Here is a 23,377-nt window from a genome sequence, read left to right on the forward strand (position 1 = left end):
ATGAGACCGGTTCCGCATCCACACCGGAAGGCGGAGCCTGCGTCACGGCCGCAGGCCGGCCAGAGCGAGCCGTCATGCGCAAAGCCCCTGGCTGAGCCGGTCCGTTCGCGGCCGATTGCGCGCGATCACCGCATACCATGAGCCATTCGTCTGGCCTCGGGCATCCGCCGCAGCGCGAGCATCGACCAGGCGCCAAGGAACGGTCCGGGGGCAAGCGCGAGGAAGACCCAGCGCCACCCGACGAGATCCGCCAGCAACGGCAGCGCCCAGATTGTCGCTATGGTCAGGGCAAATCCGGTCCCCATCTGGAAAGCCAGCGCCGAGCCCACCAGATGCGGCGGCGACAGTTCGGTGACCGCGGCCGAGAACTGCGCGCTGTCGGCCACGACCGCGAGGCCCCAGACCAGCGCGAGGGCGACGAGGAACCAGGCCGGGCCACTCCACGCAAGGCCGATCGCCAGCGCGCAACTGCCCGATATGCCCATGGCAAGCGCGGTGGTGCGGCAGCGTCCGATCCGGTCCGACAGGATCCCGCCAAGGACGCAGCCGGGCGCCCCTGCCGCCACCACCGCGAAGGTCAGGAGCGAGAGGTTGCCGAGCCCGACGCCCGTCTCAGAGGCGGCACGCGCCCAGGCGAGAAACCAGCCCCACATCGCGTAGAGTTCCCACATGTGACCGAAATAGCCGAGGTTGGCCGCCATCACCGGCCGGTTGCGCAGGATCGAGAGCGTCTGGCGCAGGTCCACACGGGCGGCGCGGCCGAAGGGATGGGGACCTTCACGCAGGGCGAGCCCGAAGAGCAACGCGGAACTCAGGCTGAAGAGACCGGCTGCTGCAACGACCAGCCGCCAGTCGAGTGTTTCCCCGAGGCCTCGCACCAGATGCGGCAGGGCCGACCCGAGGGTCAACGCCCCGATGAGGCAGCCGAGGGCGAGGCCCCTGCCCCTCTGGAACCACGTCGCCATCAATCGGATCGCAGGCGGGTAGACCCCGGCCAGGGCGGCGCCGGTCACGACGCGCGCGGCAATCGCCGCAGCCGGCCCCGGCTCGAGCAGGAGGACAAGCGTCGCCAGTCCCGCAAGCGCCGCCGCCGCCGCCATCAGCCGGTTCGGATGGAGGCGATCGGGCAACGCCAGTGCGCTCGAGGCGAGCGCGCCCACGACGAAGCCTGCCTGCACGCCATTGGTGAGCCAGGCAGCCTCGGACGGACCCAGCCCCCAGAGCCGCACCAGCTCGGGCATGACCGCGGTCGCCGAGAACCAGGTCGAGAGAGACAGGACCAGCGCCAGGCAGGCGAGGACCAGAAAAGCCCAGCGATTGCCCCTCATGCCGCGCCGTTCCCGATCATGAGAGACCTCCCGCCTTCCCGGCCAGCATCATCGCGGGCGCTCACCTTCCGCCACCGAAGGATCCTCGCGCCTGCGGAAAAGCATTCCGCAGGCGCAGAAAATCCGGCCCCCGCGTCGGCGGAGCAGCGCGGGAGGCCGTTGCTGATCCTAATTGACAGTTTCGCGATCCGGCAATCCGCGTCACTCTGTCTCACACGATTGACCGGAGACCAGACCCATGTGCCAGATCTTCGCCCGCCAGGATCCAGCCGGATACCGTCCGATCACCCGCCGCCTCCGCCTCAACGGGCAGAGCACGAGCATCCGGCTCGAGCGGCTGTTCTGGGAGATCCTCGACGGGATCGCCCGGTCGGAAGGACTCTCGACGCCGGCCTTCGTCTCGAAGCTCCACTCCGAAGTCCTCATCGCCGCCGGCGAGGCGCACAACTTCACCTCGCTCCTGCGCTGCACCTGCCTGATCGCGCTCAGCCGCGAGCGGCCGGCCTACGCAGCCGAATGATGCAGCCGTAGTAGGCGATTACTACCCGCCCGCGCGGGCGCTCTGCCACGCTTCAGGGGTGGCGCGAGGGGAGGCGCGGACCACGGGACCATCCTCCGGGCGCAAGGCGTCCGGATGAAGATGGTGCGCTTCTTCCCGAGACACCGCACGTGGCCATCCGGCGCATGAGGACGGCTGGGTGTGTTTGCCGCCGAGGGCCGGAATTGCGGAGCCAACCGCGACGATTGCCCGCCGACGACCTTCAGGCGCGGCAGGGATCCGCGCCGAGGCACGAGCACCGCCTGCGGATCAGCCGCAGCGGCCGCACCAGGATGGGAGGAGAGACATGGGAAGGATCAACCGCAGCGCGCTGACGCGACGCGAGCTTCTGTCGCGCAGCATCATGGCCGGCGCAAGCTTCGCCCTCGGCGCGGGCTTCGTCGCCGGACGGGACGCGGTCTGGGCGCTCGAGGTGACCGAGCTTCAACCCGGCAGCATGGCCACGCTGATCCAGATGGCCCGCGACATCTATCCGCACGACCGCGTGGCCGACGAATTCTACGCCACGGCAGTCAAGGGCTACGACACGGCGGAGACCAGGGAGATGGTCGAGACCGGCATCGCCGCCCTCGACGCCGCCGCGCGCGGCCGCGGGTTCCCCAGCTATCTCGAGACCGGATGGGAGCGGGACCGGGTCGAGATCCTGCGCGGCATGGAGCAGAGCCCCTTCTTCCAGACCGTCCGTGGCGGCCTCGTGACCGGCCTCTACAACCAGAAGGCGCTCTGGCCGCTCTTCGGCTACGAGGGCGAAAGCTTCAGCCACGGCGGCTACATCGCCCGCGGCTTCGACGACATCACCTGGATCTGAGGGAGAGAGACCATGCCTGCACCCTATGATCTGAACGACGAAACGGTGGTGGTCGTGATCGGCACCGGCGCCGGCGGCGGCGTGCTCTCGAACGAACTGGTCCAGCGCGGCGTCTCGGTGGTCGCCCTCGAGGCCGGCGGCCGATACCTGCCCGACGACTACATCAACGACGAATGGGAGAGCTTCGGCCAGCTGGCCTGGGTGGATCCCCGGACCACCTCCGGCGACTGGCGGGTGGCGAAGGATTTCTCGGGACTGCCCGCCTGGATCGTGAAGGCGGTGGGCGGCACCACGATCCACTGGGCCGGGGCCTCGCTCCGCTTTCAGGAACACGAGTTCAAGGCGCTCTCGACCTACGGACCGGTGTCGGGCGCCAACCTGCTCGACTGGCCCATCGACCTGGCCGAGATGGCGCCGTGGTACGACAAGGCCGAGACCAAGCTCGGCGTGACCCGGACGGGCGACCGCGCGGGCCTGCCCGGGAACAACAACTTCAAGGTGCTCGAGGCGGGCGCAAAGAAGCTCGGCTATTCCGAGGTCCATACCGGGCGGATGGCGATCAACTCGGCCGAATACGACGGGCGTCACCAGTGCATGCAGACCGGCTTCTGCTTCCAGGGCTGCAAGTGGGGCGCCAAATGGTCGGCGGCCTATACCGAGATCCCGCGGGGCGAGGACACAGGTCATCTCGAGGTGCGCGACCATGCCCATGTCGTGCGGATCGAGCACGAGGGCGGGCGCGTCACCGGCGTGACCTATGTCGACAAGGACGGCAATCGCAAGACGCAGAAGGCGCGGATCGTCTGCCTGGCCGGCAACTCGATCGAGAGCCCGCGGCTTCTCCTCGCCTCTGCCTCCGACAGCCACCCGAGCGGGCTTGCCAATTCCTCGGGTCAGGTCGGGCGGAACTACATGCGCCACGTCACAGGTTCGGTCTACGGCATCTTCGACAAGCCGGTGCGGATGTGGCGCGGCACGACGATGGCGGGGATCGTGCAGGACGAGGCGCGGCACGATCCGTCCCGCGGATTTGTCGGTGGCTACGAACTGGAGACGCTCTCGCTGGGCCTGCCCTTCATGGCGGCCTTCCTCGATCCCGGCGCGTGGGGGCGCGAGTTCACCACGGCGCTCGACGCCTACGAGAACATGGCCGGCATGTGGATCGTGGGCGAGGACATGCCGCAAGAGACGAACCGCATCACCCTGAACCATGCGGTGAAGGACGGCTTCGGCACTCCGGTGCCGGATGTCCACTTCTCGGACCATCCCAACGACATCGCGATGAGAACGCATGCCTACAGGCAGGGCATGGCGATCTACGACGCGATGGGAGCCACGCGCACCATGCCGACGCCACCCTACCCTTCGACCCACAACCTCGGCACCAACCGCATGTCGGAAGACCCGCGCCTCGGCGTGGTCGACCGCTGGGGCAAGGCACATGACGTGGAGAATCTCTACGTCTCGGATGGAAGCGTGTTCACGACCGGCGCTGCCGAGAACCCGACCCTCACCATCGTGGCACTCGCGATCCGGCAGGCTGACCATATTGCCGGCCAGATCGAGAAGGGCGTCCTCTGACGCCCCTGCCGGGCGGCGGACCTCCCCCCGCCGCCCGGCATCCCTGTCATCCAGACTTCTCGTGCGCCCCAAAGACAACTGCGGGGTCCACCGAGGCGCCTGCAGAAGCCGTCAGAGGCTCTTCGCGCGTTCGATCGCATCGAGGCAGGCAGCCTCATCGCCGCGCGCCAGCGCCGTCCGCGCCTCCTGGATCGCGCCGGAGCGCGTGGTCGCGTCCGCGCCCGAGGATCCTTCCGCCGCTTCCGCCGCCATCTGCTCGCCGTCCTGCTGGGCGGCCACGTCATTGCCTGACATTGCGATGGTCGAGGTGTCGGTTCCACCGCCGTCCGGCTGCTCGAGCGGGGCAAGCGAGCCGTCCTTCGCGATCGCCTCGCCGTTCCCGCCCGAGGTGCCTCCGGTGTCGCTGGAAGCCATGTCGGACCCCCCGCCCGCGGTCGTCGTGCCCGGACCTGTCGAGGTCGTGCCCGTCGTGCCAGCCGCCGTGTCCGTTCCCGAACCGCTCATGCTGCTGTCGGCGCTGCCGCTGCCCGATCCGGATGCCATATCCGATCCTGTCGTGGCGCTTCCGGACGCGCTGCCCGTAGCCATGTCGCTGCCGCCCGATCCTGCAGTCGCACCAGCCCCTGCCATGTCGGATCCGCTTGACCCGGTTCCGGTGGTTGACGAGCTGCCCGCCATGTCCGACCCGGCTGATGCTGCCGTGTCCGTGCTGCCGCCTGTGGATGACATGTCCGTGCCGCTGCCGGTCGCACCTGCGCTGCCCGTCGCCGAGGGCATGTCGGACGCGCCGCCGGTCAGCGATGCAAGTTCTTCCGAGCAATCCGCATAGGCAGCCGTCGCACCGACCAGGGCGAGTGCGCAGGTCGTGAGGGTCAGGCGTTTCATGGATCTCCTCCTCTCCGTGATGGACGCAAGGCCCTGCAACGGCGAGAGGCGGCGCTTGTTCCGACACACCTGCCGGCTCCGGCGCGCTTCGGCGCATTGGCGCGACAGATACTTGAAAATTATTTTCGGAATTTGACGTGGTTCGGGCACCTATCCGCCGAACGGAGCAGCGTGGTCGTCTTGGTATCATCCAACGGGCCGAGCCTACATTGCAGGTACCTCCTCCGCCCGGCCGGAAGGCCGACCCCGCAGGCATTGCCTTGGGGTCGGCTTCGACATCAGGACGAGGCCACTTCCGCGCCGACATAGACCGGGTTGCCCTGCCGTGACACCTTCAGAAGCAGCACCCCCTTGCCGTCCGACTCCCGAACCGCCGACGCCAGATCCCCCGGCGTCCGGATCTCGCGGCCGGCGGCTTCCTCGATCACGTCGCCCGGCGCGAGCCGGTCGGCGTTCGGACCCGCCGGATCGACTGCCGTCACCACCACGCCCGAGGCCCCGTCCGGAAGGCCCAGTTGCCGGGCGAGCGAGGGCTGCAGCGGCTGCACCTCGATCCCCAGCGGGGCACCCAGAACCTCCGGAGACTGGCTCTCCGCCACACGCGTCCGGTCGGGCGTCAGCTCGCCGATGGTGACGGTCACCTCGCGCTCACGCCCGTCGCGCTGGACGGCCAGCGTAGCCTCCTGCCCGTTCGGGATCGCCGCGATGAGCCGCGGCAGGCTCGACCGCTCGGTGACGTCCTGGCCATTCACGGCAGTGATCACATCGCCGCTCTTGAGGCCGCCCTCGTCGGCGGGGCTCCCATCCTGCACCTCGGCCACCAGCGCGCCGTCAGCGCCCTCCAGCCCCATCGCCTGCGCGATCTCAGGCGTCATCGGCTGGATCGTCACGCCGAGCCAGCCGCGCGAAACCGAGCCGTTCTCCTGCAGCTGATCCACCACGTCCCGCACCGTATTCGCGGGGATCGAGAACCCGATCCCCACCGATCCGCCCGAGGGCGAGAAGATGGCGGTGTTCATCCCGACGACCTTGCCTTCGGTGTCGAAGAGCGGCCCGCCGGAGTTGCCGCGGTTGATGGCCGCGTCGGTCTGGATGTAGTCGTCGTAGGGTCCGGAGTTGATGTTGCGTCCCATCGCCGAGACGATGCCGGAGGTTACGGTGCCGCCGAGGCCGAAGGGGTTGCCCACGGCCACCACCGCATCGCCCACCCGCAGCCTGTCGCTGTCGCCCAGCTCGACGAACGGCAGGTCGCTCGCATCCTTCAGCTTGATCACGGCGATGTCGGTCATCGGATCGGTGCCGACGACCTCGGCCTTGAACTCCCGCCCGTCCTCCAGCTTCACCTTCATGTCGGTGGCATTCTCGACCACATGGTTGTTCGTCACGATCACCCCGTCGTTCGAGACCAGGAAGCCAGATCCCAGCCCGTGCATGACCTGACCGCCCTCAGGTGCTTGCGGCATGCGGAACTGCGGGTCGACCTCGCCAAAGCGGCGGAGGAATTCCTCGAGCGGCGAGCCGGCCATGCCGGCAGGCTCCTGCGACTTGGCGGTGACCTCGATGAAGACGACGGCGGGCGAAACGCGCGCCACGAGGTCGGCATAGCCCTGCATCGGCACTTCGGCTTGCGCCGACGTGACCGGCAGGCTGGTGCCCGCGACGCCGGCAGTGACGAGGGTGCTGGCGATCAGGACGGCCTTGAGCGAGGATCGCGGGGTGAGCATCGGCATATGGAATCTCCTTCGTTTTCCGGGGCGCATGGTCGCCGGCGGACCTTGGGCCTTCATCCCGAGGTCGCCGGCATGGGCTGCCTTGAGTCACAAGATGGGTTGCGAGCTTGCGGGCGCGCTTACCGCGGCATTACCATTCCGTAACCTCGCGTGGACGTGATCTCGGGCGATGCAGCGGCAGACCTTACCGAACGGTGAGGAGCCGGAAAGGTTGCGGCAAGGCGCGCAGTGCACAGTCCGGCAGGATGGAGAACGACATGAAGATCCTGCTTGCCGAGGACGACCGCCAGACCGCCGACTACCTGCGCCAGGGCCTCCTGGCCGAGGGCTACAGCGTGGACCACGTGCCCGACGGCCGTGACGCGCTGGTCCAGGCGACGCTGCAGCCCTACGATCTCATGGTGATCGACCGGATGATGCCGGGGCTCGACGGCCTCTCTCTGGTCAAGGCGCTGCGGAGCGCGCAGGTCAAGGCACCGATCCTCATCCTCACCGCCATGGGCGGCGTGACGGACCGCGTCGAGGGGTTGCAGGCGGGGGCCGACGACTATCTCGTGAAACCCTTCTCCTTCTCCGAGCTTTCGGCCCGGCTGGCGGCGCTTGCACGGCGGCCCGCGCTTCAGGAAGGCGCGCGCGATCTCCTGCGGGTGGGCGACCTGACGATGGACACGATCCGCCGCACCGTCACCCGCGGCGGCACCGAGATCGAGTTGCAGCCGCGCGAGTTCCGCCTGCTGGAGCATCTGATGCGCGCGGCGGGCCGCGTGCAGACGCGGACGATGCTGCTCGAGGCGGTCTGGGATTTCCACTTCGATCCCGGCACGAGCGTCGTCGAGACCCACATGAGCAGGCTGCGTTCCAAGATCGACCGGCCCTTCGACAAGCCGCTCCTCCACACCGTGCGCGGCGCGGGCTACATGCTCAAGGCATGAGCGCAGGCCTTCCCCCCGATACCGGTGAAGCCGACCCTCCACCCGTCGTCCCACGGCAGGAGGGCCCGTCCGGCGCGACCGGCCTTGCGCGATTCTTCGGCTCCTCGTCTCTCAGGCTCGCCGCGCGGCTCGCGCTGATCTTCGTGGGGGCAACGCTGCTCGCCGGGCTGGTGTCGGTCCCGCTCCTGACGGGCGCTCTCAAGGAGAGGTTGCGGGCGGATGCACGCCAGATGGCCGAATCGCTCGCGGCCACGTGGCAGGTGGCCGGGTTGGTCGACCTGCACGCCCAGATCGCAACGAACATCGCCACCACCCGAGACTTCGCGAACCTCTACCTCTTCATCGACAATTCGGGTCGGATCGTCTTCGGCAACTTCAACCTGCGCGAGCCCTTCGTGGGTCCTCGCGAACTCGTCTCGGGGCGTGACATGGTGCTGCCGGGGCGGGCGCCCGACGGGCTGGGCTTCTCGGCCTATGGACTGCACATCCCTGCCGGCTATGTGATCGCCGCGCGCCAGACAACCGCGCTGGACGAGGTGCGCGCCATCGTGATCCGCTCGGTGGCCTCCGGCCTTGCGCTTGCCATCCTGCTTGCCGTGGGCGTCGCGGGGCTCCTCGCCTGGCGGGCGGAACGCCGGATCGCCCGGCTCTCGGACGTGCTGACCCGGGCTGCGGGGGGCGAGCTGTCCGAACGCGTGCGCGACACGGGAAGCGACGACATCGGCCGCATCGCGGGCGCGGTCAACGCCACGCTTGACCAGCTCGAGCTGACGGTCGAGAGCCTCCGGCAGGTGTCGTCGGACGTGGCCCACGACCTCAGGACGCCCGTCACGCGGCTGCGCACCTCGCTCGAGCCCCTGATGCTGCGCGAGGACCTTCCCGAGGATGCGGCGGCCGAGATTGTCTCGGCCGTGGCTCAGGCGGACCGGATCGTGCGGATCTTCAATGCCGTGCTGCGCATCGCGCAGATCGAGGGCGGCGGCGCGCGGCCCCGGTTTGCACGGCTGGATCTGGGGATGCTCGCGAGCGACCTGCACGAGATGCTCGAACCCGTGGCCGAGGAACTCGGGCATCGCCTCATCGCAGAGGTCGAGCCCGTGACGGTGCTGGGTGACCGGGACCTGCTCGCACAGGCGGTCTCTAACCTCGTCGAGAATGCGTTCCGCCATTGCCCTGCGCCTGCCCGCATCCGGCTTGCCGTCCGGCGCAACGGGGCGGAGGCGGTTCTCACCGTGGCGGACGATGGCCCGGGCATCCCCGCGCCCGAGCGCGAGGCCGTGTTCCGTCGCTTCTACCGGCTGGAGCGCAGCCGGAACAGCGAAGGCAGCGGACTTGGCCTCAGCCTTGTGGCAGCCATCCTGCGCCTTCACGGAGGTCGGGTGGACCTCGCCGACGCGCAGCCGGGGCTGCGCGTCACGCTTCGCCTGCCGGTCAGCGCCGGCTAATCTCCATCCCGGCCAGCGGGCACTTGCCGTCCTCGACCTTCTCGAGCTTCAGGACCCTGGCCTCCTTCACCAGCTGGCAGACCATCGGGAAGCTGGTCGAGCCGCTGCCGCCCTCGGGATCCGACAGGGTGAGCCGACCGTCCGTCGCCGTCCACTGGCCGGTAACGGAGGTGTCGAGTTCCGTGTTGCGCATGGTGAAGGTGCCGTTCGGCGAGAAGGTCGCAAAGAGCGGCCCGATGCCATAGGTTCCTGCACCAAGTTCCGGAACCTCGGCGGATGCCGCGGCTCCGGCCTGCCCACCTGCTTCGGCTCCGGCCGCCGGCTGCCCGGACGCGGTCGCCTCGTCGGCCGCAGCCTGATCTTCCGGCGCGGCCCCGGCTTCGGGTTCTTGCGCAGCGGGCTCCTCTGCCGCCGCCGCGTCATCCGGCGCCGCCTCTTCCGCCGCTGCCTCGGCTTCTTCGGCGGCAGGTTGCTCTGCCGCGGGATCCGACCCCTCCGTAGCCTGCCCTTCGGCGGCGACCTGCGGCTCCGCTTCCGGCTCCGCTTCGGGCGCTGCCTGATCCTCGGCACCCGCGGCCTGATCCCCGGCCGTGGCGTCTTCCTCGGATGCAGCCTGCGATCCTGCGCCAGCCGCGGCAGCCAGCGGCGCCGGCCCCTTGGTCGGCACCTTCAGGTCCTGCTGGCTGATCCGCCGCTCGAGCTGGACGAGCTCTTCGGAGCGCGAGGCAAGGATCTGCGCCAACGTCTCGGTCATGTTCTGCAGATCGCCGCGCTGCTTGGCCGCCGACTTGGCAGCGGCAACAAGGGCGCCGCTCTCGGCGCGCAGTCCCTCCATGCGGCGGTCGAGGTCCTGCACCTCGGCCGACAGCCGCGAGACGGTGGAGCGCAGCCTGTCCTCCCGGTCGGTCAGCTCCTTCAGCCGCGCCTCGGCCGCCTTGAAGTCTGCAACAGCCTTCTCCGTCCCCTGTTCGGCCTCCGCCCTGCGGCTGTCGAAACTCGCGATCTCCTCGCGCATCGGCGCGAGTTCGGACGAAAGCCGCTGGTGCTCCTCCTGTACGGTGGAAAGCTCGGACCGGGCCGACTCGAGCTGCGCATTCAGGTCCGCGAGCTGGCTCTCCCCGGACTTCACCTGCGAGGTCAGCCCCGCCACTTCGCTCTCGAGCGTCGCGATCGAGCCGCTCAGCTCCGACTGCCGCGCCAGATCCTCGAGCGCGAGGTTGCGCTCGTTCATCATATAGGCGCCGAAGCCGGCACCCCCCACGGCGATCACGGCCAGTGTCACCGGCAGGGCGACGGCCATTCCCATGCTCTTCGGCATGATACCCCCTTGCTTCCAACCCGAGCCGGCATGCCCACAAGTGCGTGGGCCCCGGCACCGCGTGGAAGCTTACTTGTAGCGGCCGCCCCGCTCCAACACCTCAATCTGGTATCCGTCGGGATCCGCGATGAAGAAGAACCGGGCGATCACCTCTCCGCCGGGGGCAAAGTCCACTATTTTCCGCGGGTTGAGGCCGGATTCCGTCAGGCGCGCATGTTCGGCTGCGACATCGGCGACCGACACCGCCATGTGGCCGTAGCCGTCTCCAAGGTCGTAGGGCTCCTCCCGTCCCTTGTTGATCGTCAGTTCCAGCTCGAACTCCGCCTCGGGGTTCGAGAGGTAGACGAGGGTGAAACCCTCGAAATCCAGCCTGTCGGCAACTTCGAGGCCGAACGCCTCCCGGTAGAACGCGAGCGAACGCGCTTCGTCCTGCACGCGGATCATGCTGTGGATCAGCTTGGCCAAGGGGTCCTCCTGCAATCGGTGCCGCAAGTCTGCGGACGCAGCCGCGACGGGGGTAGTAGCGGGCTACCACCCCCTGTCTTTCATGCGGCCGACACACCGATGCCCGCCGCGCGACGGCGCTCGACGCGCGCGCGGATGGCCGCCACGTCCGTCACCGGCGTCGCCGCGAAGAGCGTGCGGGTGTAGTCGTGCTGCGGCGCGCCGAACACGGCGTCGCGCGTGCCGTATTCCACGACCTCGCCCTTCCACATCACCAGCACGTCGTCGGCAATGTAGCGCACCACGGAGAGGTCGTGGCTGATGAAGACATAGGTCAGGTCGAACTCCTCCTGCAGGTCGGCGAGCAGGTTCAGCACCTGCGCCTGCACCGACAGGTCGAGCGCCGACACCGGCTCGTCCAGCACGAGAAGCCGCGGGTTCACCATCAGCGCCCGCGCGATGGCGAGGCGCTGGCGCTGGCCGCCCGAGAACATGTGGGGGTAGCGGTGGAAGTGCTCGGGCAGGAGACCGACCTTGACGAGCATGGCCATCGCCTTCTCGCGCCGCTCGGACGAGCCGTCGTTCGTGTTCAGGATCAGCGGCTCCATCAGCATGTCGCCAACCTTCTGGCGCGGGTTGAGCGAGCCGTAGGGGTTCTGGAACACGATCTGCACCTTGCGGCGCAAGCCCGGCGGCAAGCCCTGCTTCGCGATGTCGATGGCCTCGCCGTCGATCAGCAGCTCACCCTCGGTGGCCGGGTCGATCAGGGTGATGATCCGCGCGAGGGTGGACTTGCCGCAACCGCTCTCGCCGACGACGGCAAGGGTGCGGCCCTGTTCGACCTTGAAGGAGATCCCCTTCAGCGCACGGACGGGCTGCGCCCGGCGGAAGAGTCCGCCAGACCCCGCGTAATCGCGCACGATGTTGCGGGCTTCGAGAACCGGGGCCATCACACACCTCCCGCAAGGGCGTCGGCATCGACGAAGTCGGCCACCGTGGGCAGGCGGTCGCCGGTGGCAAGCTCGGGCAGCGCCGAGAGGAGCGCGCGCGTGTAGGGATGCTTCGGCGCCTCGAAGATCTCGAGCACGCCCGCCTCCTCCATCTTGCGGCCCTTGTACATCACGACCACGCGGTCGGCGGTCTCGGCCACCACGCCCATGTCGTGGGTGATCATGATCATGCCCATGCCGGTGTCCTCCTGCAGCTTCATCAGGAGGTCGAGGATCTGCTTCTGGATCGTCACGTCGAGCGCGGTCGTCGGCTCGTCCGCGATGAGAAGCTTCGGCTGGCAGGCGATGGCAATGGCGATCATTACCCGCTGGCACTGCCCGCCCGACATCTGGTGCGGATAGGAGGACAGGCGCCCTTCGGGATCGGGGATGCCCACCGCATCGAAAAGCTCGATCGCCCGGGCGCGCCGTTCCCGGGCGCCGAGACCCAGGTGGACGCGCAGCACCTCCTCGAGCTGGAAGCCCACGGTGAAGCAGGGGTTGAGCGAGGCGATGGGCTCCTGGAAGATCATCGAGATCTCGCGCCCGATCAGCTTGCGCCGGTCCGTGTCGGACATGGCGAGCATGTCGCGGCCGTCGAAGCGCAGGAGATCGGCCTCGACCCTGGCGGTGGCGGGCAGAAGGCCCATCGTCGCCAGCATCGCGACCGACTTGCCCGAGCCGCTTTCGCCGACGACGGCCAGCACCTCGCGGCTGTTGACGGTCATGTCGATGCCCTTCACCGCGTCGAACCGCCCCGTGGAGGTGGCGAAGCTGACGGAGAGGTTGCGGATTTCGAGTAGCGCCATCGGCTCAGCTCCGCTTCAGTTTCGGGTCGAGCGCGTCGCGCAGCCCGTCGCCCACGAGGTTGATCGCGAGCACGGTGATCAGGATCGCGAGGCCGGGGAAGGTCACGACCCACCAGGCGCGCAGGATGAACTCTCGCGCTTCGGCGAGCATGGTGCCCCATTCGGGTGTCGGGGGCTGCGCGCCCATCCCGAGAAAGCCGAGCGCCGCCGCGTCGAGCACTGCGTTCGAGAAGGAAAGCGTGCCCTGCACGATCAGCGGCGCGAGGCAGTTCGGCAGGATGGTGCGGAACATGAGCCGCAGGCGCCCTGCCCCGGCCACGCGGGCGGCCATCACGTATTCGCGGTTCTTCTCGGCCATGACCGCCGCGCGCGTCAGTCGCGCGAAGTGGGGTTGCAGCACGATGGCAATGGCGATCATGGCGTTCAGGAGACCCGGCCCGAGGATCGCCACCATGACGAGGGCAAGGAGCAGCGAGGGGAAGGCGAGGATAACGTCCATCACCCGCATGATGACCGCATCCACCCAGCCGCCGAAGAAGCCCGCGACAAGGCCAAGGATGATGCCTCCGCTGAGCGCGATCGAGACCACGACGCAACCTATGAAGAGCGATTGCCGCGCCCCGAAGATCAGCCGCGAGAGGATGTCGCGGCCCACGGCATCGGTGCCGAGGAGGAAGGTGGCCGTGCCGCCGTCCTCCCAGAAGGGCGGCACCAGCAGGGCGCCGCGGTTCTGCAGCGTCGGGCTGTGGGGCGCCAGAAGCGGCGCGAAGGTGGCGATCAGCACGAGCGCAAGGAACACGGCGAGGCCGATCACGGCGCCGCGGTTCTCGGAGAAGTAGAACCAGAACTCGCGCAGCTGGCGGCGGATCTCGGAACCTTGCGGGGCGGGGGGCGTCACGGCTGTCATGGAACCCTCACGAATGACGGATGCGGGGATTGATGACCCCGTAGAGCAGATCGACGATCAGGTTCACCAGCATGACGACGCCCGCCATGAGAAGAAGCCCGCCCTGCACCGATGGATAATCCCGGCGCGAGATCGAATCGATCATCCACTTGCCGATTCCGGGCCAGGAGAAGATCGTCTCGGTCAGGATGGCGCCTGCCATCACGACACCGACCTGAAGGCCGATGGTGGTGACGACGGGGATCAGCGCATTGCGGAGCGCGTGGACCGAGATCACGCGGAAGGGGCTCATTCCCTTGGCGCGGGCGGTGCGCACGTAATCCTCGCCCAGCACCTCGAGCATGGCCGAGCGGGACTGGCGCGCGATGACCGCCATCGGGATCGTGGCCAGCACGATCGCGGGCAGGATCAGGTGGCGCATGGCCGAGACAAAGGCCCCCTTCTGCCCCGAGACGAGCGAGTCGTAGAGCATGAACCCCGTCCCGTTCGGGAAGAAGTAGAGCAGGTCGATCCGCCCCGAGACCGGCGTCCATTTCAGGATGCCAGAGAAGAAGATGATGAGCAGCAGCCCCCACCAGAAGATCGGCATGGAGTAGCCCACCAGCGCGGCGCCCATCGAGATCTGGTCGAACCAGCTGCCGCGCTTGATCGCCGCGAAGACGCCGAGCGGAATGCCGATCAGCGTGGCGAGCGTCACAGCCACGAGGCCGAGCTCGATGGTGGCGGGGAAGAGCGTCAGGAACTCGGTCAGGACCGGCTTCTTCGTCGTGAGCGACAGCCCGAAATCGCCCTGGAAGAGATTGCCGACGAAGTCGAGATACTGCACCCAGATCGGCCGGTCGAAGCCGAGTTGCGCCGAAAGCTCCGCGTGACGCTCTGGCGAGAGGCCGCGTTCGCCTGCCATGAGCAGCACCGGATCGCCCGGCAGGAGCCGCACGAAACCGAACGCCACGATGGTGATGCCGAGAAAGGTCGGTATCAGATAGGCGAGCTTGCCGAGAAGGAATCTGATCATCTGAACCCTGAATGATGAGAGGCGCGCCGGGGATGCTCCCGACGCGCCTTCCCGTTACTCTAGCCGTTTTACTCTTCGATATCGACGCCCGAGAAGCTGTGCTTGCCCAGCGGGTTCATCACATAGCCCGAGACCTTCTTCGACATCGGCATGAAGACCGTCGAATGCGCGATGGTGGCCCAGGGGTTCTCGCGCTTGAAGACCACCTGCGCCTCTTCATAGAGCTTGGCGCGCTCGGCCTGATCCGCCGTGACCTTCGCCTTCTGGATCAGGTCGTCGAACTCCTTGTTGCACCATTGCGCGCGGTTCGCGCCGCCGTCGCCGGTGGCCGAGCAGCCCAGCAGCACGCCCATGAAGTTGTCCGGATCGCCGTTGTCGCCGGTCCAGCCGAGGATGACCGCGCCCTTGCGGGACGGATCGGTCGACTTCTTCAGATACTCGCCCCACTCGTAGGAGACGATCTCGACGTTGACGCCGATCTTCGCGAAGTCTTCCTGCATCAGTTCCGCCGTGCGGCGTGCGTTCGGCATGTAGGGCCGCTGCACCGGCATGGCCCAGATCTCCATCGAGAGGTCGGAGACACCGGCTTCCTCGAGCATCTTCTTGGCGGCTTCCGGATCGTAGGGAAGCTCCTCGACCGCGTCGTTGTAGCTCCACATGGTCGGCGGGATCGGGTTCTTCGCGACCTCGCCCGTGCCCTGGAACACGGCGTCGAGGATCGCCTCCTTGTTCATCGCCATGTTCAGCGCCTTGCGCACGTTCGGATTGTCGAAGGGCGCCACGGTGGTGTTGTAGGCGAGATAGGCCACGTTCAGGCCCGGCTGCTCCATCACCTGCAGGTTGGGGTCGGCCTTCAGCGCCTCGATGTCGGCGGGTGCCGGATAGGGCATGATGTGGCATTCGCCGGCCTGCAGCTTCTGCATCCGCACCGCCGGATCGGGGGTAATGGCGAAGATCAGGTCGTCGATCTTCTCGCGCCCGCCCCAGTAGTCGTCATGGGCCTGATAGCGGATCACCGCGTCCTTCTGGTAGGCCACGAACTTGAAAGGGCCGGTCCCGACGGGCGCGTTGTTGAGGTCTTCCTTGCGGTCTTCGGCCTCGAGCTTGTCGGCATATTCCTTCGACATGATCGAGGCGAAGTCCATGGCGAGGTTCGCGAGGAAGGGCGCCTCGGGGCGCGTCAGGACGAACTTCACCGTCAGGTCGTCGACCTTCTGGATTTCCTTGATGACCGTCGGCATTTCCATGCCGCTGTAGTATTCGTAGGTGATCCCCGACACATACTGGTGCCACGGGCTCGACGTGTCGCCCTGCCGCGTGAACGAGAAGATCACGTCGTCGGCGTTGACGTCGCGCGTGGGCGTGAAGAAGTCCGTCGTGTGGAACTTCACCCCCGGGCGCAGGTGGAAGGTGTATTCCATCCCGTCGTCCGAGATCTCATAGCTCTCGGCGAGTGCGGGCGCGATCTCGGTCGTGCCCGGCTTGAATTCGACGAGCTGGTTGTAGACCGCCTGAGAGGCTGCGTCGAAGGTGGTGCCGGCAGTGTAGGGGGCCGCATCGAAGCCCTCGGGCGAGCCCTCCGAGCAATAGACGAGGGTCTTCGCGTTGGCTCCGGCGGCGGCCATCAGGGCCAGCGAGGACGCGGCCATCAGATGAGCGATTTTCATGGGTGAACCTCCATCATGTTGGAAGTGCCGCCTTCTGGCGAACGGGCGGCGCCTCGGTGCGGATCAAATGCCGTGTTGAAACCGTTTGCAAGGCGGATTCTCATGCTTGACGTTGCGACGCTTCGGCGAAACGGGAACGTTATATGGGCAATTACGTTCCCCGCCCCTTCGAGCATCACACCCGCGACTCCGAGTCGCGGGCGCGACAGGAGGAGCGCCATGACGAAGAACCTGAAGAAGGGCGATGCAGTGACCTGGAATACGAGTCAGGGGAAAACCAGCGGCCACGTCGTCAAGAAGCAGACCGGCGACACGCGGATCAAGGGCCACAAGGTCTCCGCCTCGCCTGACGACCCGCAATATGTCGTCGCAAGCGACAAGACCGGAGCTAAGGCCGCGCACAAGCCCGAGGCGCTCCGGAAACGGTAGGCCACCTTGCCCGCCCGCAACGTGCGGCTCAAACGGCCGCGGGGGCGGCGCTACCTTATGATCAGTTCGCGCCAGCCGGATGCCGCGCATGGCTCGCGCGAAAACGAGAGATCCTGCAGCACGAGCAGCACGATCTCGAGCGTGGTGAAGACGCGCGCCTTGCCTTGGAGATGGCCACCCGTGACGCGCCCCTCTCCGTCCGCGATCGCGAGATGGAGATGCCGGCCTCCGGGCTCGATCGTGCCCGAGAGCGAGACGACCTCGAAGGGACCATCGAGGTCGATGCCATCGACGCGGGCCGCAAACCGAAGCCGCGCGGACGCAAGGCTGCCCACGGCGGAGACCAGGCTTGCGGCGCCCCATCCCTCACGCTCGACGATCTGCGCCAGCGCCGAGACGACCTCCTCTCCCGGCATGAGCCGCAAGGCCACGAAGCGTCCCCTGCTCTCTCCCTGCTGCATGTTCCCCTCCTCCCCGAGGCTCGCCCCGTCCGACGCAGGTCGCCTCGGCGGTCTGTCCCGCAATCGAGGTTATCGCAGTTGCCGCCGCCGGCCCCATCGCCGAGGCTATCGCGCCACTGCCCACCGGCGTGCCCGATCTTCCCTCGCGAAGAACCGGTCGGCAACGGCCCGCCGAAGCGGTTTGCGCGCTGACCGGATTCGGATAGGCTCGGTCACGAGGCACGATCAAATCACAAGAGCAAACGACAAGAGCAGGAGAAGGCGCGATGCAGGCGACGCGGCGTGCGATGATGCTTGGACTTCTGGCCACCGGACTCGCCGGCTGCGGCGGCGGAGCGTTCGTCTCCGTCCCCACCGCGGAGCCCGTGATGCGCGCCGTGCCCAATCCCGCGTGGGATGCCTGGGTCGCAGGCTTCCGACCGCGCGCCCTCGGGGCCGGGATTTCCGCGGACACCTTCGACCGCGCGTTCCGCTCCGCCGGCTTCCTTCCCGAGGTGATCGAGCGTGATCGCAACCAGACGGAATTCACCCGCACCACCGAAGACTATCTGTCCATCGCGGCCTCCGACGAGCGCATCGCGCTTGGCCGGGCGGCGCTGTCCCGCAACGCCGCCGTCCTGTCGCAGATCGAGGCCCGCTACGGCGTCGAGGCCGAAGTCGTCGTTGCCATCTGGGGTGTCGAAAGCCGCTATGGCGAGCGCCGGGGCAACGTGCCGATCGTCTCGGCCCTGTCCACCCTCGCCTTCGACGGGCGCCGGGGCGCTTTCTTCGAGAGCCAGCTGGTGGCTGCGTTGAAGATCCTGCAGGCGGGCGACACCGATCCCTCGCATCTGACGGGAAGCTGGGCGGGCGCGATGGGGCACACCCAGTTCATTCCGACCTCCTATCTCGCCTATGCGGTGGATTTTACCGGTGACGGGCGGCGGGACATCTGGTCGGACGATCCGACCGACGCGCTTGCCTCGGCGGCAGCCTATCTCTCGCGCTCCGGCTGGCGGCGGGGGCAGCCGTGGGGCGTCGAGGTGCAGCTGCCCGCGGGCTTCAACACGGGCCTTGCAGGACGCGGCACGACCCGCAGCCCTGCGGCATGGACCGCGATGGGCGTGCGCGACATGGACGGGCGTGCCGTGCCTGACTTCGGCCCGGCCTCGATCCTCATTCCCATGGGAGCAGCAGGGCCCGCTTTCGCGGTCTTCCGCAACTTCACCGTCATCACCCGCTACAATAATGCCGAGAACTACGTGATCGGGGTCGGCCACCTTTCCGACCGACTGCGGGGCGGCTCGCCGATCCGCGGGCGCTTTCCGCCCGACGCCCGCGGGATGACCAAGGCCGACAGGCAGGAATTGCAGCGCCGCCTGACCCTTGCGGGCTACGATACCGGCGGATCCGACGGCGTGATCGGCGGCAAGACCGAGGCCGCCATCTCGGCCTACGAGGCCGCCAATGGACTGCCGGTGACGGGCGAGCCCTCGATCGTCCTGCTGCGGCGCCTCGGCGGGTAGACCATCCGCCCGAGGGGCGCGAACCGAAGGCGGACGCCTTCCGCCGCAGAGCGCAGCGTCCAGCAACGAGACTCGCACGACGTCCCCGAAACCTCCGGGTCGGACGTCCTGCTGCCATGCCTGTCGCAGTCCGTGGCAGACCCTTCAGGGCACCAGTGCCTCGAGGTCGGGCAGCAAGGTCACGCTCTCCTGCTCGTTCGGGTCGGTGCGGGCGATGACCGCGACCGCCGGCCGGTCCGAGAGGTTCATGGGCAGATGGGGCATGTCGGCGGGTATGTAGAGAAGCTCGCCAGCGCCGACCTCCATGCGGTTCTCGAGCCGCTCTCCCCACCACATCACCGTCTCGCCCTCGATCACGTAGATTGCCGTCTCGTGGCGGGTGTGCTTGTGCGCCTTTGCCCGCCCGCCCGGCGGGATCGTCAGCAGGTGCATGCAGATTCCGGAGGAGCCAACGGACTGGGCGGAGAGACCTTCGTTATAGGTGAAACCCTGCCGACCGTCGTAGAGGCCGGTCGGGCGCAGTTTCCTGCAGTCGGCCATGATGCGCCTCCCGAATGTTTGCCAGCGATGCTAGCATGGATGAGCTCTCCCGACATCCGTCATCATGTGCCCGGCCCGGCGAGGTTCAGGCCGGCATCATGGTGTCCGGATCGAGCTGCCGGATTGTCCTTGGTCCAACCTCTATCGAAGTTGCGCGCATATGCTCATGTCAAACGAGAGAATTGTGTCGCAAACCATTGTTGATAATTTAGTAAACTGGATCGGCGTATCGGTGCATCCCCCCGGCAGGATCGCGGATCAGCCAGCGGCCGGGGCTCTCCTCGGTCAGATGGTCGGAGGAGATGGGAACCTTGCCGTAGCCGCCGGGAATATCGAGGACATAGGTCGGCAGGCCGATGCCGGTGAGCCTGAGACGCAGGTCCGCCATGAGCGTCCGGCCCTGCGCCAGCGTGGTGCGGAAGTGACCCGCTCCTCGGGCCAGATCGCAGTGGTGCAGGTAGTAGGGCTTCACCCGCAGCCGCAGGAGCGCCCGGAACAGCGCCTCGAGCGTGTCGACGCTGTCGTTGACCCCGCGCAGGAGAACCGACTGCGACAGAAGCGGGATGCCCGCATCGCTGAGGCGCCGGATCGCCGCGCGGGAAGCGGGGCGCAGTTCCGAAGGATGGTTTGCATGGACGACGATCCAGACCGGCACGGGCCCGAGCAGCGCCGCGATCAGCTCGTCGTCGATGCGATCCGGCGCAACGACCGGCACCCGGCTGTGAATACGGATCTGGTCGAGGTGGTCGATCCGGCCCAGCCGCTCGACGATCGCCCGCAGACGTCTGGGAGAGAGGGTCAAGGGATCGCCCCCGGTCAGGATGACCTCGCGAACGGTCGGTGTCGCATCGATGTAATCGAGTGCCGCCGCCAGATCCTGCTCCGAAAGAAGCCCTTCTCCGCCAACCACTTCGCGGCGGAAGCAGAAGCGGCAGTAGACGTCGCAGATGCGCGTGACATGCAGGATCACGCGGTCCGCGTAGCGATGCGTCAGGCCGCGCAGCGGGCTGCGCGCCTCGTCGCCGATCGGATCGGCAAGTTCTTCCGCGCCGATCTCCAGTTCCTCGATGGCCGGAACGAACTGGCGGGCGACGGCGGGATCCACCGAGGCTGCCACCATCTCGGGTGTCACCCGGATCCGGAACGCACGCGCGACCTCGTCCAGCCGCTCCGCATCCGGATCGGCAAGGCCTGCCCTCACGAGGTCCCGAAGGCTCTCCAGCGCAACTTCGGTCAAGAGGTTTCCTCCGCGCAAGAAGGGCGCCTTATCGACGCACGCCGTCCGATGCGCAACCTGTAAATCCGGCCGTGTCGGCGTCACGAGCCTGCGCGCGGCAGTGGACTTGAAAGCAGCCAATGGGGCCCATCTGCTCCCGGGCGCCGCTCTCTGCCGCTGCCTGGCTTCAACCGCCGAGCAGGCCCTCGACCCAGCTCGGCACGACGGCGCTGGCCGGGCCGTAGAGCCCGCTGCCGAAGAGATTGCCGCGGCCGCACGGCTCGAGGTTGATCTCGACGGTCCGCGCGCCCTGCGACACGGCTTCCTCGACGAAACCTGCCGCCGGATAGACCTCTCCCGAACTTCCGATCACCGCAAAAAGCCTTGCCCGGGCGAGGCGCTCGACGATCTCGTCCATCCGGTAGGGGACTTCGCCGAACCAGACGATATCGGGACGCGTCGCGGCGCGGTCGCAGGCCGGGCAACGATCCTCGGGCAGCATCCTGGCCGGGGCGGGCCAGCGGTGGCCACAGGCAGCGCAGAGTGCCCGCAGAAGCTCGCCATGCATGTGGATCACCTCGGCCGCGCCCGCACGTTCGTGCAGGTCGTCGACGTTCTGCGTGACGAGGGTCACCTCGCCCGGATAGTCCCGTTGCAGCCGCGCCAGCGCCTGATGCGCAGCGTTCGGAGAAGCCTCGAGGCAATTCTGCCGTCGCATGTTGTAGAAATCGTGCACGAGCGCGGGATCCGCGCGGAAGCCCTCTGGCGTGGCGACCCGGCGCAGGTCGTACCGCGTCCAGAGACCATCCTTGTCGCGGAAGGTGCCGAGCCCGCTCTCGGCCGATATTCCTGCCCCTGTCAGGATGAAGATCGCGTCCATGGGTGGGTCCTTCATCGGCGGAAGAGCGACTGTCGGCAGCGCCGCGCGAGGATCAGGACGCCATGCGCGAAGGCGCTGCGGCGGGAAGCTGGACCACGGTATGACCGCGGATCGGGAAGGTCAGCAGGAAGCGCGTGCCGCCGCCGTCCTGCCTCTCGAGCACCGCATCCGCCTGCTCGACCAGAGCCTCGACGATGCCGAGGCCGGAGCGCCGCGTGCCCTCGCCCGAGGTCACTCCTACACCGTCGTCTCCGATCATGAGCCGGGCGTGATCGGGATCCAGACGACTGAGTTGCACGCAGATGCGGCCGGGGCGTCCGTCCGGGAAGGCGTGCTTCACCGCGTTGGTGAGAAGCTCGGCCGCGACGAGCGCCAGCGGCACGGCGCTGTCGGGGCCGATGCGGATGCCATCCTCGACCTCGCGTTCGACGGTGATGCGGGACTCGGGCGGCACCAGGGCCTCGCTGACACTCAGCCGGTCCACGAGACGGCCGAAGTCGAGATCGTAGCGTTCCCCCGCGGCGAACAGCATCGAGTGCACCTCGGCAATCGCGAGGATCCGTCCCTTGAGCTCTGGCCCCTCGATCCGGCCGCGCAGGCGGATCTGCCGGTCGACCAGCGCCAGAACCAGCGCGAGATTGTTCTTCACGCGGTGGCTCAGCTCCTGCATCAGCCGCGCGCGCTGCTCGGCGATCTTCTGCGTCGCCTCGAGCTTCTGGCGAGTCTCGAGCGCCTCGACATTCATTTCCATGGCGCGCCGGATGCGCCCTGAAAGCACGTAGATGAAGAGTGCGAGCAGCGCGAGGAACATCCAGATCGGAACCACACGCCAGAGCCAGCCCGCCCGTATCTCCGACACGGGCGCGCCATAGGTGGCGACGAGCGGCAGGTCACCCACTCGCGTGAAGGCATAGAGCCGGTTGATCCCATCCGAAACCGCCACGGTCCGGTAGCTTCCCGCCACATGACCCTCCAGGTTCTGCATGGCGGCAGCCGAGGGAGGAAGCATGATCGGGCGCGAGACATTCCGGCGCAGCATGAGGAATCCGTCCGTGCGCAGGAGCGAGGCAGCCTCGGTCGGCTGTGGCGCGATCTGTTGCAGGAAGGCGCGGATCGCACCCAGCGTGAGCATCGAAACAAAGATGCCTTCGCCACTTTCGTCCGAAAAGTCGGCGGCGACGAAGATCCGGTCCTCGACCGGGTCGGGCGTCTCGAAGCGGCCGATGAAGACGCGTGTTCCCGCCTCGCGCGCCTGCCGGAACTCCTCCAACGGAAACCTGAAATCTCGCGGATAGAGGGCGCCCGCCGCGATCTGCGAGCCGTCGAGAGCATGCACCGCCAGTCCGCCCGACGAGGATTGCGCGCTTTCGATGGCGGTCAGGAAGCTCGCGAACGCCTGCGAGCGCAGGTAGCCGGGAGGCTGGCCCTTCAGGTCGCGCAGCGCCGCCTGCTGCAGGATCAGCTGCGTCTGGATCAGCCTGTCGGCATAAAGGGCGATGAGCCGCGACTTGCCGAGGCCCTGATTCTCGAGCTCCGCGATTTCCTCGTTCCAGGACCAGATGGCCCAGATCGCCATGCCGCAGAGCGCGAGGACGGCCGCGCCCACCCGTAACCCGGTGAAATGGGCGGACTTCATGGCCTTGACTGCCGGGCACTTGACGCGACGCACATGGACATAGACTACGCTGCGCTATCCGCGGGCTCAAGCACCCCGTCCGTTCGATAGGACGGCCGCGGACGCGGCATGCAGATGACCGGAGAGGCGTGGGACGTCCGGCCCCGATCTTGCCCCGGCGACGTCCGGACCGGCGGGTCCGGCGCTCGGAAATCGCCCGCAGCCAAGTCACGTGCCGGGGCGTTCGGGCAAGCGGCAATCCTGCAGGGTCGCCCGCGTCTGCTCGGCATGCGTCCAGGTGCAGCTGCCGCGCA

The 23,377-nt window shown here is 67.8% G+C and carries 23 protein-coding genes; 8 read left to right on the forward strand and 15 right to left on the reverse strand.

Features of this window, described 5'->3' with window-relative positions:
- Nucleotides 1-125: 125 nt before the first annotated feature.
- Nucleotides 126-1,328 (reverse strand): MFS transporter, encoded by a 1,203-nt coding sequence (locus ACTVZP_RS12695; protein WP_443212513.1) that lies wholly within the window; start codon nucleotides 1,326-1,328, stop codon nucleotides 126-128.
- 238 nt (nucleotides 1,329-1,566) lie between these two features.
- Here ACTVZP_RS12695 and ACTVZP_RS12700 point away from each other — a divergent pair, with 238 nt between their 5' ends.
- The 3 genes from ACTVZP_RS12700 to ACTVZP_RS12710 all read left to right on the forward strand — a co-directional run bounded on the left by ACTVZP_RS12700 (nucleotide 1,567) and on the right by ACTVZP_RS12710 (nucleotide 4,276).
- Entirely contained in the window at nucleotides 1,567-1,848 is a 282-nt protein-coding gene (locus ACTVZP_RS12700) for a ribbon-helix-helix domain-containing protein (protein ID WP_443212514.1), read from the forward strand.
- A 325-nt stretch (nucleotides 1,849-2,173) separates the two neighbouring features.
- On the forward strand, nucleotides 2,174-2,695 hold the full coding sequence (locus tag ACTVZP_RS12705; protein ID WP_443212515.1) for a Twin-arginine translocation pathway signal: 522 nt from the start codon (nucleotides 2,174-2,176) through the stop codon (nucleotides 2,693-2,695).
- 12 nt (nucleotides 2,696-2,707) lie between these two features.
- Nucleotides 2,708-4,276, forward strand: coding sequence for a GMC family oxidoreductase (locus ACTVZP_RS12710; RefSeq protein ID WP_443212516.1), 1,569 nt, complete (start codon nucleotides 2,708-2,710; stop codon nucleotides 4,274-4,276).
- A 111-nt stretch (nucleotides 4,277-4,387) separates the two neighbouring features.
- On the opposite strand, the gene ACTVZP_RS12715 is transcribed toward ACTVZP_RS12710, so the two are convergent.
- The gene (locus tag ACTVZP_RS12715; protein ID WP_443212517.1) at nucleotides 4,388-4,690 is read right to left on the reverse strand and encodes a hypothetical protein; all 303 of its coding nucleotides are present in this window, start codon (nucleotides 4,688-4,690) and stop codon (nucleotides 4,388-4,390) included.
- Here ACTVZP_RS12715 and ACTVZP_RS12720 point away from each other — a divergent pair.
- The gene (locus tag ACTVZP_RS12720; RefSeq protein ID WP_443212518.1) at nucleotides 4,689-5,105 is read left to right on the forward strand and encodes a hypothetical protein; all 417 of its coding nucleotides are present in this window, start codon (nucleotides 4,689-4,691) and stop codon (nucleotides 5,103-5,105) included. The two genes, ACTVZP_RS12715 and ACTVZP_RS12720, sit on opposite strands and share 2 nt — an antisense overlap.
- 334 nt (nucleotides 5,106-5,439) lie before the next feature.
- Here the strand turns inward: ACTVZP_RS12720 and ACTVZP_RS12725 are convergent, their stop codons facing one another.
- Entirely contained in the window at nucleotides 5,440-6,891 is a 1,452-nt protein-coding gene (locus ACTVZP_RS12725; protein ID WP_443212519.1) for a DegQ family serine endoprotease, read from the reverse strand.
- A 257-nt stretch (nucleotides 6,892-7,148) separates the two neighbouring features.
- On the opposite strand from ACTVZP_RS12725, the gene ACTVZP_RS12730 reads away from it, so the two are divergent.
- The gene (locus tag ACTVZP_RS12730; RefSeq protein ID WP_443212520.1) at nucleotides 7,149-7,823 is read left to right on the forward strand and encodes a response regulator; all 675 of its coding nucleotides are present in this window, start codon (nucleotides 7,149-7,151) and stop codon (nucleotides 7,821-7,823) included.
- The gene (locus ACTVZP_RS12735; RefSeq protein ID WP_443212521.1) at nucleotides 7,820-9,268 is read left to right on the forward strand and encodes an ATP-binding protein; all 1,449 of its coding nucleotides are present in this window, start codon (nucleotides 7,820-7,822) and stop codon (nucleotides 9,266-9,268) included. Before ACTVZP_RS12730 ends, ACTVZP_RS12735 begins: the two co-directional genes overlap by 4 nt.
- Here the strand turns inward: ACTVZP_RS12735 and ACTVZP_RS12740 are convergent.
- From ACTVZP_RS12740 to ACTVZP_RS12770, 7 genes are all read right to left on the reverse strand, one after another.
- Nucleotides 9,255-10,586, reverse strand: a complete 1,332-nt coding sequence (locus ACTVZP_RS12740; protein WP_443212522.1) for a hypothetical protein — start codon at nucleotides 10,584-10,586, stop codon at nucleotides 9,255-9,257. The two genes, ACTVZP_RS12735 and ACTVZP_RS12740, sit on opposite strands and share 14 nt — an antisense overlap.
- 69 nt (nucleotides 10,587-10,655) lie before the next feature.
- The gene (locus ACTVZP_RS12745) at nucleotides 10,656-11,051 is read right to left on the reverse strand and encodes a VOC family protein (RefSeq protein WP_443212523.1); all 396 of its coding nucleotides are present in this window, start codon (nucleotides 11,049-11,051) and stop codon (nucleotides 10,656-10,658) included.
- 80 nt (nucleotides 11,052-11,131) lie between these two features.
- On the reverse strand, nucleotides 11,132-11,980 hold the full coding sequence (locus ACTVZP_RS12750; RefSeq protein WP_443212524.1) for an ATP-binding cassette domain-containing protein: 849 nt from the start codon (nucleotides 11,978-11,980) through the stop codon (nucleotides 11,132-11,134).
- Nucleotides 11,980-12,828 (reverse strand): ABC transporter ATP-binding protein, encoded by an 849-nt coding sequence (locus ACTVZP_RS12755; RefSeq protein WP_443212525.1) that lies wholly within the window; start codon nucleotides 12,826-12,828, stop codon nucleotides 11,980-11,982. The genes ACTVZP_RS12750 and ACTVZP_RS12755 overlap by 1 nt, the downstream gene beginning before the upstream one ends.
- A 4-nt stretch (nucleotides 12,829-12,832) precedes the next feature.
- Nucleotides 12,833-13,735: an ABC transporter permease subunit gene (locus tag ACTVZP_RS12760; RefSeq protein WP_443212526.1), complete on the reverse strand. Its 903-nt coding sequence runs from the start codon at nucleotides 13,733-13,735 to the stop codon at nucleotides 12,833-12,835.
- 7 nt (nucleotides 13,736-13,742) lie between these two features.
- Complete coding sequence (locus ACTVZP_RS12765) at nucleotides 13,743-14,750, reverse strand: ABC transporter permease subunit (protein WP_443212527.1); 1,008 nt, start codon at nucleotides 14,748-14,750, stop codon at nucleotides 13,743-13,745.
- Nucleotides 14,751-14,818: 68 nt separating this feature from the next.
- On the reverse strand, nucleotides 14,819-16,417 hold the full coding sequence (locus tag ACTVZP_RS12770; RefSeq protein WP_443212528.1) for an ABC transporter substrate-binding protein: 1,599 nt from the start codon (nucleotides 16,415-16,417) through the stop codon (nucleotides 14,819-14,821).
- Nucleotides 16,418-16,636: 219 nt separating this feature from the next.
- Between ACTVZP_RS12770 and ACTVZP_RS12775 the strand changes: the two genes are divergently transcribed.
- The gene (locus ACTVZP_RS12775; protein ID WP_443212529.1) at nucleotides 16,637-16,846 is read left to right on the forward strand and encodes a DUF2945 domain-containing protein; all 210 of its coding nucleotides are present in this window, start codon (nucleotides 16,637-16,639) and stop codon (nucleotides 16,844-16,846) included.
- 50 nt (nucleotides 16,847-16,896) lie between these two features.
- Here the strand turns inward: ACTVZP_RS12775 and ACTVZP_RS12780 are convergent, their stop codons facing one another.
- Nucleotides 16,897-17,307 (reverse strand): PPC domain-containing DNA-binding protein, encoded by a 411-nt coding sequence (locus ACTVZP_RS12780; protein ID WP_443212530.1) that lies wholly within the window; start codon nucleotides 17,305-17,307, stop codon nucleotides 16,897-16,899.
- A gap of 266 nt (nucleotides 17,308-17,573) precedes the next feature.
- On the opposite strand from ACTVZP_RS12780, the gene ACTVZP_RS12785 reads away from it, so the two are divergent.
- Nucleotides 17,574-18,812 carry a lytic murein transglycosylase gene (locus tag ACTVZP_RS12785; RefSeq protein WP_443212531.1) on the forward strand — a complete coding sequence of 413 codons (1,239 nt, stop codon included), beginning with the start codon at nucleotides 17,574-17,576 and terminating at the stop codon, nucleotides 18,810-18,812.
- A 144-nt stretch (nucleotides 18,813-18,956) separates the two neighbouring features.
- Here the strand turns inward: ACTVZP_RS12785 and ACTVZP_RS12790 are convergent, their stop codons facing one another.
- From ACTVZP_RS12790 to ACTVZP_RS12805, 4 genes are all read right to left on the reverse strand, one after another.
- Nucleotides 18,957-19,352, reverse strand: a complete 396-nt coding sequence (locus tag ACTVZP_RS12790) for a cupin domain-containing protein (RefSeq protein ID WP_443212532.1) — start codon at nucleotides 19,350-19,352, stop codon at nucleotides 18,957-18,959.
- Between the two features lie 208 nt (nucleotides 19,353-19,560).
- Nucleotides 19,561-20,589 (reverse strand): lysine-2,3-aminomutase-like protein, encoded by a 1,029-nt coding sequence (locus ACTVZP_RS12795; RefSeq protein WP_443212533.1) that lies wholly within the window; start codon nucleotides 20,587-20,589, stop codon nucleotides 19,561-19,563.
- Between the two features lie 166 nt (nucleotides 20,590-20,755).
- Nucleotides 20,756-21,448 (reverse strand): NAD-dependent deacylase, encoded by a 693-nt coding sequence (locus ACTVZP_RS12800; RefSeq protein WP_443212534.1) that lies wholly within the window; start codon nucleotides 21,446-21,448, stop codon nucleotides 20,756-20,758.
- Between the two features lie 52 nt (nucleotides 21,449-21,500).
- Nucleotides 21,501-23,084, reverse strand: coding sequence for a sensor histidine kinase (locus ACTVZP_RS12805; protein ID WP_443212535.1), 1,584 nt, complete (start codon nucleotides 23,082-23,084; stop codon nucleotides 21,501-21,503).
- Between the last annotated feature and the right edge of the window lie 293 nt (nucleotides 23,085-23,377).

Origin of the sequence: Rhodobacter sp. NSM, assembly GCF_052244495.1 — a bacterium.
Classification (GTDB): domain Bacteria; phylum Pseudomonadota; class Alphaproteobacteria; order Rhodobacterales; family Rhodobacteraceae; genus Cereibacter_A.

Coding starts and splice junctions, on each gene's coding strand:
- ACTVZP_RS12695 (WP_443212513.1), bottom strand. CDS start 1,328: ATGAGGGGCAATCGCTGGGCTTTTCTGGTCCTCGCCTGCCTGGCGCTG.
- ACTVZP_RS12700 (WP_443212514.1), top strand. CDS start 1,567: ATGTGCCAGATCTTCGCCCGCCAGGATCCAGCCGGATACCGTCCGATC.
- ACTVZP_RS12705 (WP_443212515.1), top strand. CDS start 2,174: ATGGGAAGGATCAACCGCAGCGCGCTGACGCGACGCGAGCTTCTGTCG.
- ACTVZP_RS12710 (WP_443212516.1), top strand. CDS start 2,708: ATGCCTGCACCCTATGATCTGAACGACGAAACGGTGGTGGTCGTGATC.
- ACTVZP_RS12720 (WP_443212518.1), top strand. CDS start 4,689: ATGTCGGACCCCCCGCCCGCGGTCGTCGTGCCCGGACCTGTCGAGGTC.
- ACTVZP_RS12715 (WP_443212517.1), bottom strand. CDS start 4,690: ATGGCTTCCAGCGACACCGGAGGCACCTCGGGCGGGAACGGCGAGGCG.
- ACTVZP_RS12725 (WP_443212519.1), bottom strand. CDS start 6,891: ATGCCGATGCTCACCCCGCGATCCTCGCTCAAGGCCGTCCTGATCGCC.
- ACTVZP_RS12730 (WP_443212520.1), top strand. CDS start 7,149: ATGAAGATCCTGCTTGCCGAGGACGACCGCCAGACCGCCGACTACCTG.
- ACTVZP_RS12735 (WP_443212521.1), top strand. CDS start 7,820: ATGAGCGCAGGCCTTCCCCCCGATACCGGTGAAGCCGACCCTCCACCC.
- ACTVZP_RS12740 (WP_443212522.1), bottom strand. CDS start 10,586: ATGCCGAAGAGCATGGGAATGGCCGTCGCCCTGCCGGTGACACTGGCC.
- ACTVZP_RS12750 (WP_443212524.1), bottom strand. CDS start 11,980: ATGGCCCCGGTTCTCGAAGCCCGCAACATCGTGCGCGATTACGCGGGG.
- ACTVZP_RS12755 (WP_443212525.1), bottom strand. CDS start 12,828: ATGGCGCTACTCGAAATCCGCAACCTCTCCGTCAGCTTCGCCACCTCC.
- ACTVZP_RS12760 (WP_443212526.1), bottom strand. CDS start 13,735: ATGACAGCCGTGACGCCCCCCGCCCCGCAAGGTTCCGAGATCCGCCGC.
- ACTVZP_RS12765 (WP_443212527.1), bottom strand. CDS start 14,750: ATGATCAGATTCCTTCTCGGCAAGCTCGCCTATCTGATACCGACCTTT.
- ACTVZP_RS12770 (WP_443212528.1), bottom strand. CDS start 16,417: ATGAAAATCGCTCATCTGATGGCCGCGTCCTCGCTGGCCCTGATGGCC.
- ACTVZP_RS12775 (WP_443212529.1), top strand. CDS start 16,637: ATGACGAAGAACCTGAAGAAGGGCGATGCAGTGACCTGGAATACGAGT.
- ACTVZP_RS12780 (WP_443212530.1), bottom strand. CDS start 17,307: ATGCAGCAGGGAGAGAGCAGGGGACGCTTCGTGGCCTTGCGGCTCATG.
- ACTVZP_RS12785 (WP_443212531.1), top strand. CDS start 17,574: ATGCAGGCGACGCGGCGTGCGATGATGCTTGGACTTCTGGCCACCGGA.
- ACTVZP_RS12790 (WP_443212532.1), bottom strand. CDS start 19,352: ATGGCCGACTGCAGGAAACTGCGCCCGACCGGCCTCTACGACGGTCGG.
- ACTVZP_RS12800 (WP_443212534.1), bottom strand. CDS start 21,448: ATGGACGCGATCTTCATCCTGACAGGGGCAGGAATATCGGCCGAGAGC.
- ACTVZP_RS12805 (WP_443212535.1), bottom strand. CDS start 23,084: ATGAAGTCCGCCCATTTCACCGGGTTACGGGTGGGCGCGGCCGTCCTC.